15 protein-coding genes are annotated in these 21,586 nt (G+C 35.9%); 12 read left to right on the top strand and 3 right to left on the bottom strand.

Features of this window, described 5'->3' with window-relative positions; genetic code table 11:
* Positions 1-18: 18 nt before the first annotated feature.
* From HHL23_RS19060 to HHL23_RS19010, 11 genes are all read left to right on the top strand, one after another.
* Complete coding sequence (locus tag HHL23_RS19060) at positions 19-1,212, top strand: hypothetical protein (RefSeq protein WP_169236357.1); 1,194 nt, start codon at positions 19-21, stop codon at positions 1,210-1,212.
* 189 nt (positions 1,213-1,401) lie between these two features.
* Positions 1,402-2,694, top strand: coding sequence for a phosphopyruvate hydratase (gene eno / locus HHL23_RS19055; protein ID WP_076507019.1), 1,293 nt, complete (start codon positions 1,402-1,404; stop codon positions 2,692-2,694).
* Positions 2,695-2,776: 82 nt separating this feature from the next.
* Complete coding sequence (locus tag HHL23_RS19050) at positions 2,777-4,063, top strand: citrate synthase (protein WP_169236356.1); 1,287 nt, start codon at positions 2,777-2,779, stop codon at positions 4,061-4,063.
* A 177-nt stretch (positions 4,064-4,240) separates the two neighbouring features.
* The gene (locus tag HHL23_RS19045; RefSeq protein WP_228464868.1) at positions 4,241-5,275 is read left to right on the top strand and encodes a helix-turn-helix domain-containing protein; all 1,035 of its coding nucleotides are present in this window, start codon (positions 4,241-4,243) and stop codon (positions 5,273-5,275) included.
* 107 nt (positions 5,276-5,382) lie between these two features.
* The gene (locus HHL23_RS19040) at positions 5,383-7,743 is read left to right on the top strand and encodes a TonB-dependent receptor domain-containing protein (RefSeq protein ID WP_228464866.1); all 2,361 of its coding nucleotides are present in this window, start codon (positions 5,383-5,385) and stop codon (positions 7,741-7,743) included.
* A gap of 518 nt (positions 7,744-8,261) precedes the next feature.
* Positions 8,262-9,176 carry a dimethylarginine dimethylaminohydrolase family protein gene (locus HHL23_RS19035; RefSeq protein WP_169236355.1) on the top strand — a complete coding sequence of 305 codons (915 nt, stop codon included), beginning with the start codon at positions 8,262-8,264 and terminating at the stop codon, positions 9,174-9,176.
* 83 nt (positions 9,177-9,259) lie between these two features.
* Positions 9,260-10,183: a citrulline utilization hydrolase CtlX gene (ctlX, locus tag HHL23_RS19030; protein ID WP_169236354.1), complete on the top strand. Its 924-nt coding sequence runs from the start codon at positions 9,260-9,262 to the stop codon at positions 10,181-10,183.
* Between the two features lie 136 nt (positions 10,184-10,319).
* Entirely contained in the window at positions 10,320-12,074 is a 1,755-nt protein-coding gene (locus HHL23_RS19025) for a discoidin domain-containing protein (protein WP_169236353.1), read from the top strand.
* 216 nt (positions 12,075-12,290) lie between these two features.
* On the top strand, positions 12,291-14,270 hold the full coding sequence (locus HHL23_RS19020) for a hypothetical protein (RefSeq protein ID WP_169236352.1): 1,980 nt from the start codon (positions 12,291-12,293) through the stop codon (positions 14,268-14,270).
* An 11-nt stretch (positions 14,271-14,281) separates the two neighbouring features.
* A complete protein-coding gene (locus tag HHL23_RS19015; RefSeq protein ID WP_169236351.1) occupies positions 14,282-14,704 on the top strand; it encodes a hypothetical protein in 423 nt (140 codons plus the stop codon).
* Positions 14,705-14,841: 137 nt separating this feature from the next.
* Positions 14,842-15,129: a hypothetical protein gene (locus tag HHL23_RS19010; protein ID WP_169236350.1), complete on the top strand. Its 288-nt coding sequence runs from the start codon at positions 14,842-14,844 to the stop codon at positions 15,127-15,129.
* A gap of 87 nt (positions 15,130-15,216) precedes the next feature.
* Here the strand turns inward: HHL23_RS19010 and HHL23_RS19005 are convergent, their stop codons facing one another.
* The 3 genes from HHL23_RS19005 to HHL23_RS18995 all read right to left on the bottom strand — a co-directional run bounded on the left by HHL23_RS19005 (position 15,217) and on the right by HHL23_RS18995 (position 20,721).
* A complete protein-coding gene (locus HHL23_RS19005; RefSeq protein ID WP_228464864.1) occupies positions 15,217-16,197 on the bottom strand; it encodes an alpha/beta hydrolase in 981 nt (326 codons plus the stop codon).
* The gene (locus tag HHL23_RS19000; protein ID WP_169236349.1) at positions 16,172-18,427 is read right to left on the bottom strand and encodes a TonB-dependent receptor domain-containing protein; all 2,256 of its coding nucleotides are present in this window, start codon (positions 18,425-18,427) and stop codon (positions 16,172-16,174) included. Before HHL23_RS19000 ends, HHL23_RS19005 begins: the two co-directional genes overlap by 26 nt.
* 62 nt (positions 18,428-18,489) lie before the next feature.
* The gene (locus tag HHL23_RS18995; protein WP_169236348.1) at positions 18,490-20,721 is read right to left on the bottom strand and encodes an outer membrane beta-barrel family protein; all 2,232 of its coding nucleotides are present in this window, start codon (positions 20,719-20,721) and stop codon (positions 18,490-18,492) included.
* A 474-nt stretch (positions 20,722-21,195) separates the two neighbouring features.
* On the opposite strand from HHL23_RS18995, the gene HHL23_RS18990 reads away from it, so the two are divergent.
* Positions 21,196-21,420 (top strand): hypothetical protein, encoded by a 225-nt coding sequence (locus HHL23_RS18990; protein WP_169236347.1) that lies wholly within the window; start codon positions 21,196-21,198, stop codon positions 21,418-21,420.
* Positions 21,421-21,586: the final 166 nt, after the last annotated feature.

Below are 21,586 nucleotides of genomic sequence, written 5' to 3'. Positions count from 1 at the left end.
AAATTGAGTTTTATATTAATGCTCATATTATTTTCTCATTTTTATTCCGGACAGGAAGAAAAAGGGATTGATTTAGACGTGTTAAGAGCCCAAGCATCGCCAGGAGCCAACCTTTTGGGGATTGCTAATTCTGATATTGAAAAACCTACTGATCTGAAAAGCATCATGGTTTCCCTAAGAGAAGGGACGAGCAACTTTTCTAGTTTGCCAACTTCATTCGCGATCGACCTGGTTCCATTTAAACTGAATGGGAAATACCAGGATTTACGAACCAATACCAACTTTTCTACCACTTTTAAGCAGACATTTGTGACTTCTCTTGCTTTTAAAGGGATAGCGGAAGATGAGGATCTGAATATTGAAGAAAAATCGAGGCTGGGCTTTGGTATAAAGTTCTCCATTAAGAGAGGTGAATTTAGTGATGAGACTATGAAAGCAATGGATAAAATTCATGGTGTTCATCAATTCATAGAAGAGCAAAGAATTATCAGGAGTGAAGGCAGTGAGGTTCTAAGAGAGCTTGATAGAATCAATAAATCTCTTTTGCAGAAGAAAAGACTTTTAGAAGATGCTAGTAAAAGAGACACGCAGGAATATAAGGATTTAGAGAGACAGGTCGAAGAAATCAGAGTTAAAAAAGAGAATTATTTGAAAATACTCGATAACCTCGATAACAAAGAAGAAGAGGTGAAAATACTTGAAATAACAAAAATAGCTCAAAATATAAAACTGGAGCGCTACGGTTATTTTCTCGATATGTCAATGGGAACAGTTTTAGATTTTAGAAATAATAAATTTAATAATACACAAATAACAAAAGTAGGAGCTTGGCTTACCGGTGGATATAATTGGAAAAACCATCCTTCAACATTAATTTTCATGGCCAGATATTTATATAATCCAGATTCACCCTTAGCAAATCCCGAATTGAAAAAAGAAAACCTGAGTACTTTAGATGTAGGGTCCAGGCTTGTTCTCAAATTGGCCAACGAAAGATTTCTTATGAGCGGAGAATGTATATACAGAAGTATTTTAAATAAATCTGATTATCAATCATCCTGGAAATACGTTCTTAATTTTGAATATGAAGTCGCCAAAAACCAAAGACTTACCTTCTCGTTTGGAAGAAATTTTGAGGGTGAATATGAGAAAAAAGGAAATCTTATCGTTGCATTGAATTTATTGGTCGGATTAGGTAAATTTAAATTATAAGATAGGCCCATAATTAATTATATTTCTAGATTCTCCAAATTATAAAAAACTTTGGAGAATTTTTGAATTATTACCAAATATTAAAGCCTACTTTTTTCATCAGGTTAGTTTTTTCATTAAATTTGTAATAAGTATAATTATTAATAATAAACAACTTGAAGCTTTGCGGACGGTTTAAAACTAAACAATATGAGTGCAATTTCTTTCATAGAAGCGAGACAAATTTTGGATTCCAGAGGTAATCCTACCATTGAAGTAGATGTATTTACGGAAAGCGGAGCCATGGGACGTGCTGCGGTACCTTCAGGAGCATCTACAGGTGAACACGAAGCAGTGGAATTACGTGACGGTGGTTCAATTTATATGGGTAAAGGAGTTCTGAAAGCTGTTGAAAACGTAAAAGAAGTAATTGCAGAAAACTTAATCGGACAGCCGGTTTTTGAGCAGAACTTTATCGACCAGATCATGATTGATCTAGACGGAACTGCCAACAAAGGAAACCTTGGGGCCAATGCAATTTTAGGAGTTTCTTTAGCTGTCGCAAAAGCAGCAGCAGCTGAACTAAGAATACCGTTATATAAATATGTAGGAGGAGTTAATGCCAACACACTTCCTGTTCCTATGATGAATGTCATCAACGGTGGATCTCACTCTGATGCGCCTATCGCGTTCCAGGAATTTATGGTAATGCCGGTAAAAGCAGAATCTTTCTCTGATGCATTGAGAAAAGGAACTGAGATTTTTCATCACCTGAAGTCCATTCTTCATTCAAGAGGTCTTTCTACTGCTGTAGGAGACGAAGGAGGTTTTGCACCTACTTTCAAAGGAACTGAAGACGCTTTGGATACATTGCTTCAGGCAATTGAAAAAGCAGGTTATAAGCCAGGTGACGATATCATGTTAGCGCTTGACTGTGCCGCTTCAGAATTCTATAAAGACGGAATTTACGATTACAGAAAATTCCAGACTCCGGATGCTGCTCAGTTCTCCAGCAGCGAGCAGGTTTCTTACCTTGCTGAATTAGCCGCTAAATATCCAATCATCTCTATCGAAGACGGTATGCAGGAAAATGACTGGGAAGGATGGAAAATGCTTACCGATAAGATCGGAGACAGAGTACAGCTTGTGGGTGACGATTTATTCGTAACGAATGTAGAAAGATTATCAAGAGGAGTAAAAGAAGGTATTGCCAACTCTATCCTTGTAAAAGTAAACCAGATCGGTTCTCTTTCTGAAACAATGGATGCCGTACAGATGGCTCAGAATAACAAATTCACTTCAGTAATGTCTCACAGATCAGGAGAAACTGAAGATTCCACAATCGCTGACTTAGCAGTAGCTATGAACTGCGGACAGATCAAAACAGGATCTGCTTCAAGATCAGACAGAATGGCGAAGTACAACCAGTTGTTGAGAATTGAAGAAGCATTAGGCGATACTGCAATTTTCCCAGGATTAGAAGCATTTAAAATTAAAAGATAATTGAATTTATAAATGACGGCAAGCGATATTTTTTGTTTGCCGTATTTTATGGAAAGTAGTATATTTAAAAAAAAATAAATAAATGTCAGACAACAAAGTAATATTGAATTACGACGGTAATTCATATGAATATCCAATCGTGGATAGTACTATCGGAGACAGAGGAATTGATATTTCAAAATTAAGAGACCAGACAGGTTTGATCACTCTGGATTTAGGTTACAAAAATACCGGAGCTACTCTTAGCGACATCACTTACTTAGACGGAGATAAAGGAGAATTATTCTATAGAGGGTATCCAATCGAGCAGATTGCTGAGAAATCTAACTTTACAGAAGTAATGTACCTTTTATTAAATGGTGAATTACCTAATCAGGATCAGTTCAGTTCTTTCAACAACAATATTAAAAAATATAACTTCATAGCAGAGGAGATGAAAAAAATCATCGATGCTTTCCCTCGTTCTGCACACCCTATGGGAGTTTTATCTTCTTTAACTTCCGCTTTGACAGCTTTTAATCCTAAAGCCGTTAACGTAAACTCTAAAGAAGAAATGGACCACGCTGCAGAATTGATGATTGCTAAATTCTCTCACCTTTGCGCATGGACCTACAGAAAAACGCAGGGTCTTCCACTTAACCACGGAGACAACAACCTGAACTATGTAGAAAACTTCTACAAAATGGCATTCAGATTACCAAACGAGGATTTCGAAGTAAACCCGGTAATTGTAGATGCTCTTGATAAATTATTAATCCTTCACGCTGATCACGAGCAAAACTGTTCTACTTCTACAGTAAGAATGGTAGGTTCTGCTCATACAGGTCTTTTCGCTTCTATTTCTGCAGGTGTTTCTGCACTTTGGGGTCCACTTCACGGAGGTGCTAACCAGGCTGTGATCGAAATGCTGGAATTGATCGAAAAAGATGGTGGAGATGTTAACAAATGGGTAGCAAAAGCAAAAGATAAAAATGATAACTTCCGTCTAATGGGCTTTGGACACAGAGTATACAAAAACTTTGACCCAAGAGCGAAGATAATTAAAAAAGCAGCTGATGATATCCTTAGCGCATTAGGTATTCAGGATAAAGCGCTTGATATTGCAATGCAGTTGGAAAAAGTAGCTCTTGAAGACGAATACTTCGTAGAAAGAAAGCTATATCCAAACGTAGATTTCTATTCAGGTATCATCTACAGAGCGTTAGGAATTCCTACAGAAATGTTCACTGTAATGTTTGCATTAGGAAGACTACCGGGATGGATTTCTCAGTGGAAAGAAATGAGAATGAAAGGAGATCCTATCGGAAGACCAAGACAGGTGTACCAAGGTGCTCAACAAAGAGATTACATCGATATTACAAACAGATAATTCCTGTTTTTATCATAATCAAAATCCCAAAGCTTGCTTTGGGATTTTTTATTTTAGATCGTTGACCATTTTTATAAAATTGGAATTGATAATTTTATTAAATTTACCTTCATAAGTTGATCACTTTCAATAGGTTTTGGCTAAAGCTAAATATCGAAAAAATAAAAAACAATTATCATGACTTTCGGACAGCAGATGTTATTTTTCTTCAGTGCAGTGGGAGCCTTTAATGGCTTGCTGCTGGGAATCTATCTTCTGTGTGTCAAAAAACTAAAATACATTCCGGATTTCTTTTTAGGTCTGATTTTATTGACTTTAAGTAGCAGAGTCGGAATTTCGGTTTTTATGTATTTCTATCCGGACTTGCCGAGGATTATTCCCCATCTGGGAATGTCTGCATTGTTCTTTACCGGGCCGGCTTTGTATTACTATATCAAGTCATCATTCCTGCAGGAAAAATTTGATTTAAAACAATGCAGAACATCTTTTGGAGCTCTGACACTGGTCCTCGGGGTGGTTGGGCTTCTGTATTTATTCTTTCCAGTTACCTGGGACCAATATTTCGGAACCTTTATTTACACAGTTTGGTCAATATTTGTATTGCTTTCCGTGTATCAGTATTATATTTTTTCAAAGCATACCGTAAGAAATTCCAATCAATTTATTCTTCCGGTACTTATCAGCAATGCAATCATTTTCCTGGCCTATCAGTTAATTTCTACAGGATGGGTACAGATCTACTGCGCCAGTGGAAGTTTGCTGTTCTCCTTTGTACTGTATGCTAATTTTTTAATTCTGTTCAGTAAAAAGAATGAACATACTGCTGTAAAAGACATTCCTAAATACACCAATAAAAAGATCTCAGGAGATCTTGCCGAAAGTTTTGTTTCAAGACTTGAAAGACTCATGGATTCCGAAGAATTATACAAAAATCCAAATCTTAAATTAGGTGATCTTGCCGCTAGGATGAATATGTCTGCCCATCAGCTTTCCCAATTGCTGAATGATAATCTTGAGAAAAGTTTTGCAACGTACATCAATGAATACAGAATTGGTGAAGCCTGTCAAAAAATAGAAAACGGTTCCTTTCTGAAGATTGAAGAGATCGGTTACGAAGTTGGGTTTAATTCGAAGTCTACTTTCTTTTCTACCTTCAAAAAAATTAAAAATACAACACCCCTTTTATACAAGCAGTCTCAAACCCCCTTCTGAGGTGAGGTTCCAGAGTTCAGAATTATAATTTCGTACTGCGGAATTTAAACTTCAAAACCCGATTTTTCGAACAGCCAGCTACTTTTGGTTTCATAAAATTTAAATTTATGAATATCAAATTATGGGTTTTACTGCTCTTATTTCTTGGCTATTTCGGAAAAGCTCAGGAAACTGTAAAAGGAAAAGTACAGGATTCCGAAACAAAGAATGTCATTTCTCAGGCTGAAGTTTCAGTGCTCAATAAATCTGACCGGCAGATGATTCAAAAAGTTTTGAGTGATTCTTCAGGGCTTTTTCAGCTTACCAATATTTCCGTAAACACTTATATTCTGATTCGTAAAGATGGGTATCAAACGAGAGAATTGGATAAGACAGAAGATTTTTCCTTGATTGAGTTGGAACCCGCTACCGAAAATATTTCAGAAGTAGTGATTCGTTCAACAGCGAGAAGTATCAAACTCAATGACGGAAATATCGTGATGAGTGTTTCCGGAAATAAAGACTTTAAAACATCTGCCAATCTTCTGGAAGTTCTGAGAAAGACACCAGGAGTTTCCATAGATCAGGAAGGCAGTATTTTTATGGGTGGAAGAATTACACCGGCAATATTTATTGATGGAAAACCTGTCGCTATGAGCAGTCAGGAACTACAGTCCTATCTTCGTTCGCTGCCGCCGGAAATGGTTGAATCTGTTGAAGTAAATGCCAATCCCTCTTCAAAATATGATGCAGAATTTAAAGGAATTATCGATATCAGACTAAAAAGAAACGGAAATCTCGGCTGGAAAGGAAATTACAGTGGAAATACATATGTCAACAAGTACAGCTACCGGGAAAACTCTTTAAACCTGTCTTATAACACGGAAAAAATAGCCTATAGCTTCCAGTCAGGTTATAATAACAGGATTTCTACCTATCGTTATCATGCGTTGCAAAAGCTGGCGAATACTAACGTCATGCGTACCAATACCTATCAGGAAGATGAAGGAAAGGTGTACAGTATCCAGACGGGTGCAGATTTTAGGCTGAACGATAAAAGTAGAGTAGGCCTTAACGTAAGAGGGAATTTCAGAACCAGTGACCGGATTCGCTCAGGTTCCCTTTATACAACAAATAAAGATGAATCGCAGCTGATTTTTAATACCGAAAGTGAAAATCCTACAGACTATTCCCAGGAAAATTATGGACTGAACACTGATTATTCATTTCAAAACAAAGGCTTTAAACTCAACTTTTTAGGAAATTATCTCTCCGTTAAAAATAAGCAGAAAGATGATTTTATCAATAGAGATAAACCAACAACTGAACTATTGTCCTACTGGAAATCTGATCTGCTTAATAAAATTGACATCCAGACTGCCCAGATTGATGTTTCTCAAAAGATCGGAAATGCAGATATCGAAGCCGGAATAAAATACAGTCACTCCACCACTCATAATAATATCAGATATGATACACTGTCTGTCAATGACCGTTTTGTCTTTGATCCTGAGCGGAGCAATATGTTTTCTTACCAGGAGAAGATTTGGGCAGGCTACGTATCGTACAGGCAGAAGTTGGGAAAACTTCAGATCAATGGAGGGCTCAGATTTGAAAATACAGGAAGTATTTCTGATGCTGTTACCAAGGATTCTGTGGTATCAAGAAATTATCTGGAATGGCTGCCGTCTTTCAGCACAGCTTATACATTTAATAAATCTAATGAATTGTCACTGTCGTACAGTAGGAAGATGACAAGACCTGTATTTTCGCAGCTCAATCCGTTCCGCGTTTATTTCAGCCCTTTGAATTACTGGATTGGAAATCCGTATTTGCAGCCTTCTTTTACGAGTCAGATCAAACTTACCTATCGCTATAAAAGCTGGGTGACAAGCTTTACTGCAGGTAAAGAAAAAGATGTAATGACGCGCTATCCCCTGTACAATCCCAAAACCAATGTGCTGGAATATCTGGGAACCAATCTTCCTTACCGGAAATTTGCCTCTTTGGAAACCAGTTTTCCGATGAAAGTGACGAGATGGTGGAATATCAACAGTCAGATTACAGGGTATTACAACGACGAATTCAGACCCTATCTCGATGAGGTCTTTGCGCTAAAAGTCTATAATTATGAAATAAGGATTAATCAGGTTTTCTCATTGCCAAGGGGATATACGGTTAATCTCTTTGCGAATTATGAATCCAAAACCGGAAACAGTCTGTACATTATAAAGCCAAGATATACAGTGGATCTGTCTGTGCAGAAATCATGGTTTAATAATACCCTGAATACAAAAATCGGCTATAACAATATTTTTGATTCCTACGACCAGCAGCTGGAATTCAGGCATAAACAGATCATGGATAACCGCTTAACCCATTGGTGGGACAGTAGCCGTCTTGTTGTTTCGGTAGGGTACAGTTTTGGAAGTTCGAAATATCAGGTTAAAGAACTTCAGAAGATGGAAGAAGAAAACAGGGCCAGATAACAAAAGAAAACCTGCTTGTTACAAGCAGGTTTATTAATTTGATTATGGACAAACACAGTTGCCGCACGTCCAAATCATACATTTTCCGTTCTCATCCCATTCACAGCAGTATCTAGGTCTGTCTATACCTCCTCCCGTGATTAATTTTTGCTCGTTTCTTCCTAATTTTTGTGCATTTTTCAGCACTGGATTTTTCTTGTTCATGACTTTGATTTTTTGGTGTTAATAGTTAAGTTTTAAAAATATAATTCCATTGAAATTATATCACTAAGATAGGAAATTATTTAATATGATTTGCGATTTTATGTTCCTTATGTAGATGAAAAATAGTCAGTTGTAGATGGTTTATAGTGAAAATATAATGTGGATACGGGTTAGAATGTGAAATTTAAACATAAAATATATTTGTATTGCTTGAAAGCTTAAGTAGTAATAAAATCAAATTTGATGCATAAAACAAATCAAAAGTTTTCCAGATAGAGACCTTTACTTATATTTGTAGTATTGCATAAATCTTTATGAGACTAAACATTAAAAACGAAACGGGCAGGCTGAAATCAGTAGTTCTAGGCCAACCTAATTCAATGGGAGCTGTTCCCACACTAGAGGAGAGCTATGACGCCAAGTCATATTACTCCATCGAAAACAATATGTATCCTAAAGAAGAGGATATCATCAACGAAATGAATGCTTTTGAAGCAGTCCTTAAGAAATATGATGTAGAGGTACTTCGTCCGAGTATTATCAAAGATTACAACCAGGTTTTTTCAAGAGATGTAGCTTTTGTGATCGACGATAAAATGATCATCTCAAACGTGATCGCAGACAGAGCCGACGAACAGGAAGCCTATAAAAAAGTTTTTGAGAAAGTAGCCTGGAGAAAAATCATCAATCTTCCGGAAACGGCACACATCGAAGGTGGAGACGTGATTGTATGGGACGATTTCCTTTTCATAGGAACGTGCTTCAGCGAAGATTACAGAAACTATAAAACCGCGAGAACCAACGAGTACGCGATTGAAATTCTAAAAGAATATTTTCCGAAGAAAAGAATCATCGATCTGGAATTAAAGAAAAATGATAAAATTCCCTTTGAAGGGATCCTACATTTGGACTGCACATTCAATCCGGTAGGGAAAGATAAGTGCCTTATTTATAAAAATGGATTTGTAGATGAAAGCGATTACCGCCTGATCATCGATATTTTTGGAGAAGAAAACTGTTTCCATCTCAATGATGAAGAAATGTTTGAAATGTTCCCTAATATTTTCTCAATTTCTCCGGACGTTGTGGTATCAGACAAAACATTCACAAGAATGAACAACCACCTGAGAAACGAGTGGGGAATGACCGTAGAGGAAATTCCTTACCGGGAAATCTCTAAAATGGGTGGCCTTTTACGTTGCTCTACAATGCCTTTGGTGAGAGAGTAATCATTTTAAGTAGGAGAGTTAGAGTGTTTGAGAGTAGATAGGTTTTCTAATCTTTCAATCTTTTAATTTTTAAATCTAAAACAATGCAAACAACAGATACAGTATTAATGATAGAGCCGATCGCATTCGGCTACAACGCTGAAACGGCAAAGAATAATTATTTTCAGGTTGAACAGAAAGGTTCTGATATTCAAGCTAAAGCTTTGGCAGAATTCAATAGTTTTGTTGGAAAGCTGAGAAGCAAAGGCGTGAATGTGATCACCATAAAAGATACATTGGATCCTCATACTCCGGATTCTATTTTCCCCAATAACTGGGTAAGTTTCCATAAAGACGGAAAGGTCGTTCTATACCCGATGTTCGCTTCGAACAGAAGAGTGGAAAGAAGAGAGGATATTCTTGAAAGTATCGAAAATCAGGGATATGAAGTTGCAGAAATTGATGATTGGTCATTTTCTGAAACTCAGGGCCATTTCCTTGAAGGAACCGGAAGTATGATCTTTGACCACGATAGCAAGATCGCTTATGGTTCTGTTTCTTTACGACTTGACGAAAATTTATTCAGAGAATTCTGCGAAAAATATGGCTTTACGCCCATCGTTTTCCATTCTTACCAGACCGTAGGAACAGAAAGACTTCCTATCTACCACACCAACGTTATGATGTGTGTGGCAGACCAATTTGTTGTGATTTGTTTAGATTGTATCGATGATGAACTGGAACGAGAAAAGGTTATTGAAACTATTAAAAACTCTGGAAAAGAGATCATAGAAATTTCAGAAGAGCAGATGCAGCAGTTTGCAGGGAATATGCTTCAGGTTCAGAATAAAGACGGAGAGAAGTTCCTAGTGATGAGCCAGACTGCGTACCAGTCTTTGACCTCTGAGCAGGTGACAGCCATTGAAAAATACTGTGAGATCATTTACTCAGATCTGAACACGATCGAAGTGAATGGAGGAGGAAGCGCAAGATGCATGCTTGCTGAGGTTTTCCTTCCTAAAAAATAGTTTCATAAAATTCTATTTAACATATATTTCCGGCCTTGTCCCAAGGCCGGATTTTTTTGACCTGTTTCATTTCTTCAAATTGAGACAAAAGACAAAAAAGTTAACTAAATTTGTTTTTTAAGCAAAAATTATGAAGATGCAGCAGTACCTTTTATCATTCGCTGTTCTGTTGGGAATATTTGTGGGCGCCCAGCAGAAAACATTTTGTAACCCAATTAACATCGATTATGGGTATACACCGTTTGAAGTTTTCTCAAAACAAGGGAAACACCGGGCAACAGCCGATCCTGTCATTGTTAATTTTAAAAATAAATTGTTTCTTTTCTCCACCAATCAGGAAGGATACTGGTACAGTGACGATATGCTGGACTGGAAATTTGTCAAAAGAAAATTCCTGAGAGACAATAAATACATCCATGACCTGAATGCTCCGGCAGTTTGGGCCATGAAAGATACACTCTATGTTTACGGATCTACCTGGGAACAGGATTTCCCGATCTGGAAAAGCACCAATCCTACCAAAGACGACTGGAAAATTGCTGTTGATACTTTAAAAGTTGGGGCATGGGATCCGGCATTCCATTATGACGAAGATAAAAACAAATTATACCTGTATTGGGGATCCAGCAACGAATGGCCGTTACTGGGAACCGAAGTAAAGGTTAAAACACTTCAGTCAGAAGGTTTTACAAAACCGATCATCAGATTAAAGCCGGAAGACCATGGTTGGGAAAGATTTGGAGAATATAATGACAATGTTTTTCTTCAGCCTTTTGTAGAAGGGGCGTGGATGACCAAACACAATGGGAAATATTATATGCAGTATGGAGCTCCGGCTACTGAATTCAGCGGGTATTCTGATGGAGTATATGTCAGCAAAAATCCTCTGGAGGGCTTTGAGTACCAGCAGCACAATCCGTTTTCCTATAAACCCGGTGGTTTTGCGAGAGGAGCCGGGCACGGAGCTACTTTCGAAGATAATTATAAAAACTGGTGGCATATTTCAACCATCTTTATTTCCACTAAAAATAATTTTGAACGAAGACTGGGAATCTGGCCTGCAGGATTTGATAAAGATGATGTGATGTACACCAATACCGCTTACGGAGATTATCCGACCTTTCTGCCACAGTTTGCACAGGGGAAAGATTTTTCAAAAGGCCTTTTTGCAGGCTGGATGCTGTTAAATTACAACAAACCTGTTCAGGTTTCCTCAACTTTAGGAGGGTATCAGCCTAATTTAGCGGTAGATGAAGATATTAAAACCTACTGGAGTGCAAAAACCGGAAATGCAGGAGAATGGTTTCAAACGGATCTTGGAGAAGTTTCCACGATCAATGCGATCCAGATTAATTATGCCGATCAGGATGCTGAATTTATGGGTAAAACATTGGGCAAAATGCATCAGTATAAGATCTACGGATCGAATGACGGGAAAAAATGGAACGTTGTGGTAGATAAAAGCAAAAATGCCAAAGATGTTCCCCATGATTATATAGAACTCGAAAAACCTGCACGGGCAAGATTTCTTAAAATAGAGAATCTGAAAATGCCTACCGGAAAATTTGCATTGAGCGGTTTCCGGGTATTCGGAAAAGGAGCGGGAGAAAAGCCAAAGAAAGTGGAAGGTTTTGTTCCTTTAAGAGCTGAACCTAAGAAATTCGGTGAAAGAAGAAGTATATGGATGAAATGGCAGCAGAACCAGGATGCAGACGGATATGTGATTTATTGGGGAAAATCTCCGGATAAATTATACGGAAGCATTATGGTGTACGGAAAGAATGAATATTTCTTCACCGGAGCCGACAGAACCGATGCCTACTATTTCCAGATCGAGGCCTTCAATGCCAACGGAGTTTCGGAGAGAACGGAAATTTTAAAATCAGAATAAAGTATAACAGAAGTGGACCAAGATCATCTGTTAGTAAAAAAAATCAAACATTTTCCAATTTATCTATAAAAATATTTTGCCTTTTAAAGATAATATAATGCGTTATTATGCCATAGTATGGTATTTTTTGAAATTACAATAAGTTGCACGAAAATATTAAAATTCTTCATTGTGGGAAACAAACTAATCAATACATTAGCATCTTAAAAATTACACATGATGAAAAAAAACAATTATCTTTTACTGATACTATCAGTATTCTTATTTTTTGGATGCAGACAAGAAAGTCTGTATGTTGACCAAGAGTCTCAAAACAATTCCACTTTAAAAAATTATGTTATAAATGGTAATGAAATAAAAAAAGATGTAAACCTGTGGTCAAAACTATCAGGAATACAAACACGTCTTTTTTCTACAGACCTAAAAAATAAAAAAAATGACCCGCTTTTGGACGGAGCCGTTATTATGACGGACTATGCTGGAGTTATGGAAAAAAACGGTGTTACAACTTATACATTCGCAATAAAAAGAATATATCCATCCAAGGATATTGAAAATCTTGTTGTGAGAAAAAATATAGATGGCAGTTATTCTGGACTTCTTATGCAGTATCACCTTTCAAAACAGGAATTACAAGCTTTTCAAAATGCTGGGAAACCTGAAGATATCAAAGGAAAAATAAGTGTCTATAAAATTAATGATAGTAATTTGAATTCTAAAGATTCATCTGGTGGCTATACCTACTCTGAGCAGATAGGATGTTTAGTAATAAATTATGAAGTCATCCCTTGTACAAGTTCTGATCAGCATACGAATCCAAATCAATGTGCTCTGACAGGGGTTGATTCTCCTCAGATTATATTGATGTCTGTGGATGACACTCATTGTAACCCATCAGGAAATCAAGGAGGGTCAAGTTCAGGTTCAGGAACTGTTTCAGGGGGCAATCAGGGAGGTTCTGGCAGTAGTACAAATAATCCTCCTGCCAATCCTTATAATACTTTTATATTTGATTCATTTGATGATATGTATAATACCTGTGCTAGCGGTGATGCTGCATGCGAGGCTGAACGGCAACTTAATCTTCAGGTTCAGGCATACCTGCTTAGTTTATCTCCAACAAAAAGTATGTTAGCCTCATACAGTCCTATTTTACAAACAATTAAGGGTTATTTTAAAACACATGGCTCTGCTGATGATACTCTGACGGATAGGTTGGCCTTAACCGCAAATTGGTTTAACGCTCAAAATAATACGAATCCAGATTTAACATTAAGTAATTTCAAATTTGCGCATTGGGCTCTAATTGCTTTGCTAGAAAGTGACACACAAGACTTTCAAAACTTCTTCAACAGACTTAATGCGTTAAATGATGCAGTTGCTCAAAATCCTAACCGATTACTAGATATTCCTTGTAGTGAATTGGACGATTGGCAAACAGTAGCGCAACATAATGTTCCACAATCAGTAAAAGAAAAATTACAAAATATTAAGAACCAAACAAGCTGGTGGAGTAACTGGCAAATTACAAATTTAGATGATGGTGCAAGTGCTAGAATAAATATGGATGTATTTCCAGTACAAATTAATTCTTTACCTAATAAACCAAATAGTAATCAAAAATATTCCCCTGAAGAGTTTTTTAATTTTTTTAGACTTAATTTAAATGTGTTTGCAGAGAAGTTTACACCAATTGTTGACAGTTATTACGGAATTAATGATACCGCTTTATGGAATTCATCAAATCCTCTAGGTGCGCTAATTCATATCGAAATTCCAATTGATAATGGAACAGTAATTTGCAGTGGTTTTGGACCTAAAGCATGGGTGTTTTCAACAATAAAAGCTCCAATGAGTATGGGTTATGATGGTGTACACCCTGTTGCTGGAAATAGATTGTTTGGCTATTATGTAGATCCAAGCAATAATACAATGTACATATTTACTAGAGGTGTTGACAGAGTATCTCAAGTGGCAACAAGTAGTCCTAATCTTGCTAACTATTTAATTTCGGCTTCAGCATTCTTGGGTGCTGACCAATTGTGGAAAGGTATGCAAGATAAATTATCAAAGTATATAAATGATAGAGGAGGAAATGCTAATAAACTTCCAGAAAAAACTTATAGACCTAATTATACAAAAATTAGAAACTTTTTAAAAGGTACAGCTCCTTTAAGTTCATTAGGTTGCAATTAATACTAAATATTATGAAGTTATTGAATAATGTACCTAATCTTATAGCTACTATGTATTTTGGTATTACAGCTAAAAATATATTACAATTAATTCTAGGGTATTTATCTAATTCTGAGAGTGATATTAAATTATATAAGCTGTATAACTTACAAGAAAGTAGTTATTCTTATGGTTTCTTACTTCAATTAATTTTAATTTATGATTTTTTGTTTTTAGCAATTACATTTTATTTGCCCTTATATTTGATATTATATTTAATTGTTGTAAAATTTGGTAATAAAATCTGGATTCAAATATTTTATACTTTAGGTGTATATTTGGTAATAGTTTATTTTTTTGATAAAAACAATCTCAATAACCTATTTGTTTTTATAACAATTTTAACAGGGATACTGAATTGGTACATGTTTAGAAAATGGATTAAAATAACTTAAATTTATGTGCAAAAAAATATTCCTCATTATAGTTTTATAAGTTTGGCAATCATTATTTTGCCAAACCTTAAAAGACCATTGTCCTATTAATTTAACTTATTTTGCACAGACACTTCCTATTAACGGAGATAAATGGTATGTCCCCATTAAGATATAACATCCAAGCTGATTTAATTGATTTAAAAATTATACAGAAAGAAAAAGATGAGTTATTTATTCGTTTTAAGATAGTTGAAACCTTACTATGTGATTTTAAAGACATTAGTAATTGTAATCTCAAATATAAAGTTTTGACTTATAATGAAGAAACAGATTCGTATGAAAAAAAAGTATCACAAATAGAATTTAAGTTTTCTGATGGAAAAGGTAAAATTAATATCCAGCATCCTGATTTGTCTGAATTGTTAGTGATGCAAGCGCTATAGATAACTTAAAATAATAGAGTAAACTTGACACAACACGGTCAAGGTTAATTTTTTTATATTTCATTCATCTATAAATAGTTACAGTTCTTACCGATGGGTTATTTTTTCATCCAGCTGTTTCAGGAAAGTCGCAATTTTATCAATCAGGAACTCATCATTCGGAGCTTTATCCCAATCCAGATGCCCGCCGTTGAATTCATAACTTTCATAGCTTACTTTATTTTGGGCGAAAACGGAATCCAGTCTTCTCTTTTGTGATAAAGGAATGACCTGGTCTCTGTTTCCATAGTAGGAAAGAGTAGGAGCGGAAGAGGAATCTACCCAACTGATGGGACTTGCAAATGAGGTTTTAGACCTACCGGAAACCACAACCTTAGGATTCACCAGATAGTTTTTGACAAATGAATAATCTGCATACTTTTCAAAGCCGGGATCAGACAGATCGGAAGGCCCTACCATATTCACAACGGCTTTTACCTTTTTTTCAACATCAAAATGATAAGCATACAACATCGATAAATGAGCGCCGGCACTGTTGCCGAGAAGGATAAGTCTGGGTTTGTATTTCAATTTTTTATCTAAATACTGAATGACTTTTTGGATGTCATCTGTTTGGTTGGGAATACCGGGACTTGTTGCTGTAGCCAGCCTGTAATTGATATTCACAAAAATATGATCCGGAAACTTCTGCATCATCGAAAGTGTAAAGAAGGTAAGCTGGGATTTATCTCCACCGCGCCAGCCTCCACCATGAATGATGATGAAAGCGTCTTTCTTTTTTGAAGGTTCCTGATGAGGTAGGTAAAGATCCAGTATCTGCTCGGAATCATTTCCGTATCGGATGTTTTCTTCTTTTTCAAAACTGATGTCTTTACCCAACGTCACTTTCTTTTCTTTGCACCCTGTCCAAAGAAAGCATAAAGAAAGACAGAAGATGATGATCGGAAGACTTTTATTCATGATTCTAAAGATAGAAAAACCCACCGGAAATACCGATGGGTTCACCACAAAAATAGTTGAATATGAAGAAAGATAGTCTCTTTTATCTTGTTCTGCTCTTGATGGCATCTGATGCCCCTTCGATATCTCTTACTTTTTTCACTTTCTGATTTCCGAAGTTATACGTTATACTGAACGTCATGCCTCTTCTGTACTGATCGTTTCTAACATAGTTGTAATTTCCTGATGACTGATAATCTTCGATCTCTACAATATTTGTTTTCAATACATCATTTACGTTAAGCGCAAAAGTCCAGTCGTTCCAGTTTTTTTTGATGCTCAGATCCAGACTCATTAAATTTTTAAGCATTCCCAGCTCGATCTGCTGTTTGTCCACATAGAAATAATTAACGCCCAGGAACCATGTTTTCTTTTTGTCTAAACGGATGGTGTTATTCGTTTGAATCACCATACTTGTCGATTTGGTCTTATTGATATACGTGTCAAAAACCTGTCCCGTCGTTGGATCTGTATTCAATGTTCCGTTGTTGATATTGTGTTGAACTCCAATGTTGAAGTTCATCGTCAGATACTGCTTGAAAAATGTTTTTTGCATCCCAAGCATGGCAGACATTTCCTGTTTGTCACCAAAATTGGTTCTGATATAGGCTAACTGTCTGTAAGCTACCCCGTCTCTTATAATTTCTCTCTGTAAAGGAACCTGAGTAATGATATCTTTAAAATAAGAGTGATTTAAAATTAAAAAGTATGAGCTTTTAAGCATATAAGTCAATTCCTGATTGTACGTAGAAGATGACTTGACAAATGGATTGTTCTGAGTATAGTTATCTTGGGTAAGGATGTTTTTTACAGGATTTAATTCCCAGAAGCTTGGTCTTCTCATTCTGCTTGAAAAAGCATATGAAATGTTATTCTTGTCATTAATCGCATAATTGAAGCTCAAATAAGGCAAAAAGTTATTGTAATTCCTTTCTATTTCCTGGTAAGGAGCTTCCGTATTTTGAGGATTGTCAGAGGTTCCCAAACTCTTGGTGATTTCATATCTTGCTCCTACTTTTCCTGAAAGTTTATCAGAAAATTTCTTTTCAAAAGTTAAATAAACCCCATAAATACTTTCATCATAAATAAAGTGATTAAAGTCGGGTTTTACGCCTTCAAGATCTCCGTTTTTATTATATAAATAACTGTAATTCTTTGTGTCATTGTCTGTTTTAGTCTTATTGAAATTACCTCCAACAGAAACGGTAAAATCATTTTTAAACTTCTGAATATAATCTACAGTTCCAGAGAAGTTATTGATCACCTGCGGAATGTCCTGAATGATTTTTTGTCGTAATTGTGAAAAATCATTTGACGTTCCCGGAAGCAAAGTTCTGTTATCAGAATACTGAAATCTTCTGTAGTTCAGATAGGCTGCATTTACATTTAATTTACTTCCAAGCGAATCTGTTTTTAATTCATAATTCAGGTTCACTGAGTTGTTGTAATAATGGGCGTTTTCCCTGTTTTCCGATTTATTGTATTCAGTCGATTTTAAACTTCCGTCAGTATTATAATTTCTCAATGTATTCAGCAGGTCTACCGTTGAATCATTACTTTTATTGTACCATGAATTCCAGGTAAGTGCTAAATTACTGTTATCCGTTAATTGATAATCGAAATTTAAATAGCCTCCAAGATTTTTATTAGGATCATTGATGTCACCTATAGATTCATTCGAAATGAGATTTGTTCCGTTTTTTAAAACATAAGACTGAGCTTGGATATTCTCTCCTGTAAAAATATTACCACTGATCCCCAGTTTATCCTTTCTGTAGTTCAGAGAAAGTGAGGCGCTGGAACCGTTGTACTTGTTCTGCATATTACTCATTCTCATATTTCCGTTCAGTCCGTCACTCATCTTTTTCTTCATCACGATATTGATGATTCCGTCTGAAGATTCTACCTGATATTCACTACCCGGAACGGTGATCACCTCAATTTTCTGGATGTTTTCTGCAGGCGTACTTTTTAAAAGCTGTACCAGAGATTCTGCATCCATATTGGTTTTTCTTCCGTTGATATAGATCAGTGCATTGTTTTTTCCGGCGATCTTTAATGTTTTATCATCCGTTGAAGACAGAAGCGGAGTCTGCTTCAACAGGTCAAAAGTGGTATTTCCTTTCGCTACGGGAGATGCCGCAACATCATAGACAAAACGGTCGCTTTGTTTTTTAAAGACTTGTTTCGTCAGCGTGATTCCTTCAATAACCTTTGCTTTTACCGTATCGGATTTTTTTTCCTGGGCAAAAACTACGCTTCCTGAGATAGCTGCTGCCAGTATAATTATCTTTTTCATGATTATTCTTATTTAAGTGCCGTTGTAAAACGGAAGTGGTTGTGGTTTTTTTTGTGGTATACTTAGGTTCTTGATTTTATAGCATCGTTGGCAGATTTTATTTCTCTGGCTTTTTTAAGTTTCTGGTTTCCGAAATTATAGGTTACTCCGATGTTCAGAATTCTTGGATATTCGAAGTTGACAACATTATTGTAAGTTCCATTAGGCTGTATCCCTTGAATGCTGTTGTAGTTCTGGTTGAATAGATCGTACACTTCTGCTACAAAGGTCCAGTTGCCCATGATTTTCTTTAGGCTGACATCAAAGCTCTGTCTTACACCTAGGGTTCCGCTTTCAATTTTCACTTTGCTGCCGTAATAATAATTGACTCCTAAGAACCAGTCCTTATTTGAAGAAAGACGGATGTTGTTATTGATATTACCGGACACATTAAAGTTTTTGAAATTGATTACATAAGGTTCAACAACTTCAGTTTGTCCCGGAACCGGAACTGATGTAGGATCTTCCGATACCGTTCCGCTATAGATATTGTATCCTAAATTCACAGAATAGTTCGTTGTCCAGATTTCTTTGAACCATGATTTGTTCATTCCTAAGGTCAGTCCAAGCTGTTTGTTGTTACCATAGTTAGTTCTGATATATCTTAAGAATTTTGTGGTGGTGATAACCATATTTCCGTTGGCGTCTTTTTTTGGACCCGTCACACTTCCCTGAAGAGGTATTTGGTTGGAAGCATCTTCTACATAATTGAAGCTCAGATTAGCAAAAAATGCATTTTTGTACATATAACTGATTTCCTGGTTATAAAACTTAGAAGCCAGTACGAACGGATTGTTCTGTGTATAATTATTCGGCGTAAAATAAGTTCTTGAAGGATTCAGCTCCCAGAACCTTGGTCTTCTGATCCTGCTGGAGAAACTATAGGTAAGATTATGATCTGAATTGATGGCATAGTTTAAGTTAAGATACGGAAGGATGTTGTTATAGTTTCTGTCGAAACTTGTCTTTCCAAGAATCTCACCGCTGCTTCTTGTGATCTCATAACGGGTTCCCACTTTTCCTGAAAACTTTTCACTTAGTTTTCTTTCATACGTAATATACGCACCCAGGATTCTTTCTTTATAAATGAAGTGATTGGTCTGATTGGCATCATTGATGATCGCCCCGTTTTCAATTTTATCCTGTCGGGTATCATTATCCGTATTCGTATGGTTGTAGCTTACTCCCATGAGCCATGTATTACCTTTAGCAGTCTTCTTCAAATAGTCGATATTCGCGGCATAATTATTAATGATCTGAGGAACCGACTGCTGCAATGCGCTGTACTTATTGTCAGGATCAGTATTTAAAGGAAAACTTTCATTGGTACTCATTTTGTTTCTGTTGAACCATAAATAAGAAACGTTAGATGTTAGTTTACTTCCGATAGAATCCGTTTTTATTTCATAATTTAAATTGAAAGAATGATTTCTGGTCTGTGCGTTCTCATTGTTTACAGTCCTGTTGGTAAGCGCCCCGTTTTCCCAGTTTGTTACATCAAGAATTGAGTTGAAACTTTTGTTATATCTCATGTTGTAAGTAAACCCTAAACTGTGATTCTTATTAAGCTCATAATCAATATTAACGCTTCCTCCTACATTTTTATTTGGGTCAGAATTATATCCGAAAGATTCATTTCTGAAAGTTGAATCACCGTTTGACAAAGTATATCTTTCTCGGTCTGTCCAGCTTCCTGTATTGAAATTGGAGTTAACGGACCATTTGTTTTTTCTGAAATTAAAGGAAGCTCCGGCCGAAGGGTTATTATAGTAAGCCTGCTCATTATTCATTTTAAGCGTTCCGTTGTAGCCGTCATTTTTCTTCTTTTTCATCACAATATTGATGACCCCTTCATTAGATTCTACCTGGAATTCACTTCCTGGTGTTGTGATCACTTCAATTTTCTGGATATCTTCAGATGGAGTTCCCTTTAGCATTTCGATCAATGCTTCAGCATCCATATTCGTTTTTTTATTGTTGATGTAGATCACCACATCAGATTTTCCCATGATCTTCAGAGATTTTCCGTCTATACTGGAAATCATCGGGGTCTGTTTCAAAAGATTGAACGTATTCGTTCCCTTAGCAATAGGGGAAGAAGCTACGTCATAGATGAAACGGTCACTTTGTTTTTTGAAAACCTGCTTCTTGATATTGATTGCTTCAATATTTTTTATTTTCAGAGAATCTTTTGTCTGCTGGGCAGCTGTAAGTCCGCTGAAAAATAGGGCGGCAATTAGAATCTGAGTTTTCATGATGATTATTTTTTAGTTGTTAATAGCTTGTATGGATGATTATTTAACATTGCAAAGATATGTAATAAAAATAGTATCATGCAATACAAAGTACTTAAAATATTTTAAAAATGAATTTAACTTACTGATTTTCAGTTATTAAAATTTTGAATTAAAATTTCAACCTCTTTTGACTTTCTACATAATTAGACAATTGAACATGAAACTTTGTTACATTGCAGATTGAAAATTGATTGGATTTAAAAAATATATGATGAAAATTTAATAAAAATGAAGATCTATCTATTTTATGATTACTTTAGTATAAACTAAAAATTAATAGCATATGAGAAAATTTCACCCACTATTTTTGTTATTATTGCTAATATTTTCATGTAAAAATGAAACTTATTTAAAAATTGATGACAACGGTTGAAACCCAGGATCTAATAATTACGAATTAAGTCTACATCACTTGAGGGATACTCCTTCTTCATGATTCAAAATAATATGCTTGGAGTTCCGGGAAGCTTTACTACGGATTATACTTTTGAGTTTTCCGGAGGATTTTTCACCACTACTACAGGAAATGTAGTGGTTCAGGTAACTAATTTCGGAGCAGTAGGAGCGTATATTGATTTCACTGTAAACGGGACGTATACTGATTCGAGCGGAAATCATACGTTCACATCAACCGGACATGTAATCAGAGATCTTTAATTATTTATAAATTATAACTTCAACAAAAAAGGACCATTTCGGTAGTCATGGTCGGAAGAATTTTTCTTCCGACTTTTTTGTTTTTTGGCGTACGGAAAAGCATACTTATATTGCTGGTTATCAAACAATTAATTTGTTTTTCTGTTTTTTATTTTGTATATTAGCA

The organism is Chryseobacterium antibioticum (genome assembly GCF_012927325.1).
Lineage (GTDB): Bacteria > Bacteroidota > Bacteroidia > Flavobacteriales > Weeksellaceae > Chryseobacterium > Chryseobacterium antibioticum.
This window is presented reverse-complemented; position numbering and strand designations above follow the sequence as displayed.

Excerpts from the sequence above, each read along its gene's own strand:
- HHL23_RS19060 (WP_169236357.1), top strand. The coding sequence starts at position 19 with ATGCTCATATTATTTTCTCATTTTTATTCCGGACAGGAAGAAAAAGGG.
- eno (WP_076507019.1), top strand. The coding sequence starts at position 1,402 with ATGAGTGCAATTTCTTTCATAGAAGCGAGACAAATTTTGGATTCCAGA.
- HHL23_RS19050 (WP_169236356.1), top strand. The coding sequence starts at position 2,777 with ATGTCAGACAACAAAGTAATATTGAATTACGACGGTAATTCATATGAA.
- HHL23_RS19045 (WP_228464868.1), top strand. The coding sequence starts at position 4,241 with ATGACTTTCGGACAGCAGATGTTATTTTTCTTCAGTGCAGTGGGAGCC.
- HHL23_RS19040 (WP_228464866.1), top strand. The coding sequence starts at position 5,383 with ATGAATATCAAATTATGGGTTTTACTGCTCTTATTTCTTGGCTATTTC.
- HHL23_RS19035 (WP_169236355.1), top strand. The coding sequence starts at position 8,262 with ATGAGACTAAACATTAAAAACGAAACGGGCAGGCTGAAATCAGTAGTT.
- ctlX (WP_169236354.1), top strand. The coding sequence starts at position 9,260 with ATGCAAACAACAGATACAGTATTAATGATAGAGCCGATCGCATTCGGC.
- HHL23_RS19025 (WP_169236353.1), top strand. The coding sequence starts at position 10,320 with ATGCAGCAGTACCTTTTATCATTCGCTGTTCTGTTGGGAATATTTGTG.
- HHL23_RS19020 (WP_169236352.1), top strand. The coding sequence starts at position 12,291 with ATGATGAAAAAAAACAATTATCTTTTACTGATACTATCAGTATTCTTA.
- HHL23_RS19015 (WP_169236351.1), top strand. The coding sequence starts at position 14,282 with ATGAAGTTATTGAATAATGTACCTAATCTTATAGCTACTATGTATTTT.
- HHL23_RS19010 (WP_169236350.1), top strand. The coding sequence starts at position 14,842 with ATGTCCCCATTAAGATATAACATCCAAGCTGATTTAATTGATTTAAAA.
- HHL23_RS19005 (WP_228464864.1), bottom strand. The coding sequence starts at position 16,197 with ATGCCATCAAGAGCAGAACAAGATAAAAGAGACTATCTTTCTTCATAT.
- HHL23_RS19000 (WP_169236349.1), bottom strand. The coding sequence starts at position 18,427 with ATGAAAAAGATAATTATACTGGCAGCAGCTATCTCAGGAAGCGTAGTT.
- HHL23_RS18995 (WP_169236348.1), bottom strand. The coding sequence starts at position 20,721 with ATGAAAACTCAGATTCTAATTGCCGCCCTATTTTTCAGCGGACTTACA.
- HHL23_RS18990 (WP_169236347.1), top strand. The coding sequence starts at position 21,196 with ATGATTCAAAATAATATGCTTGGAGTTCCGGGAAGCTTTACTACGGAT.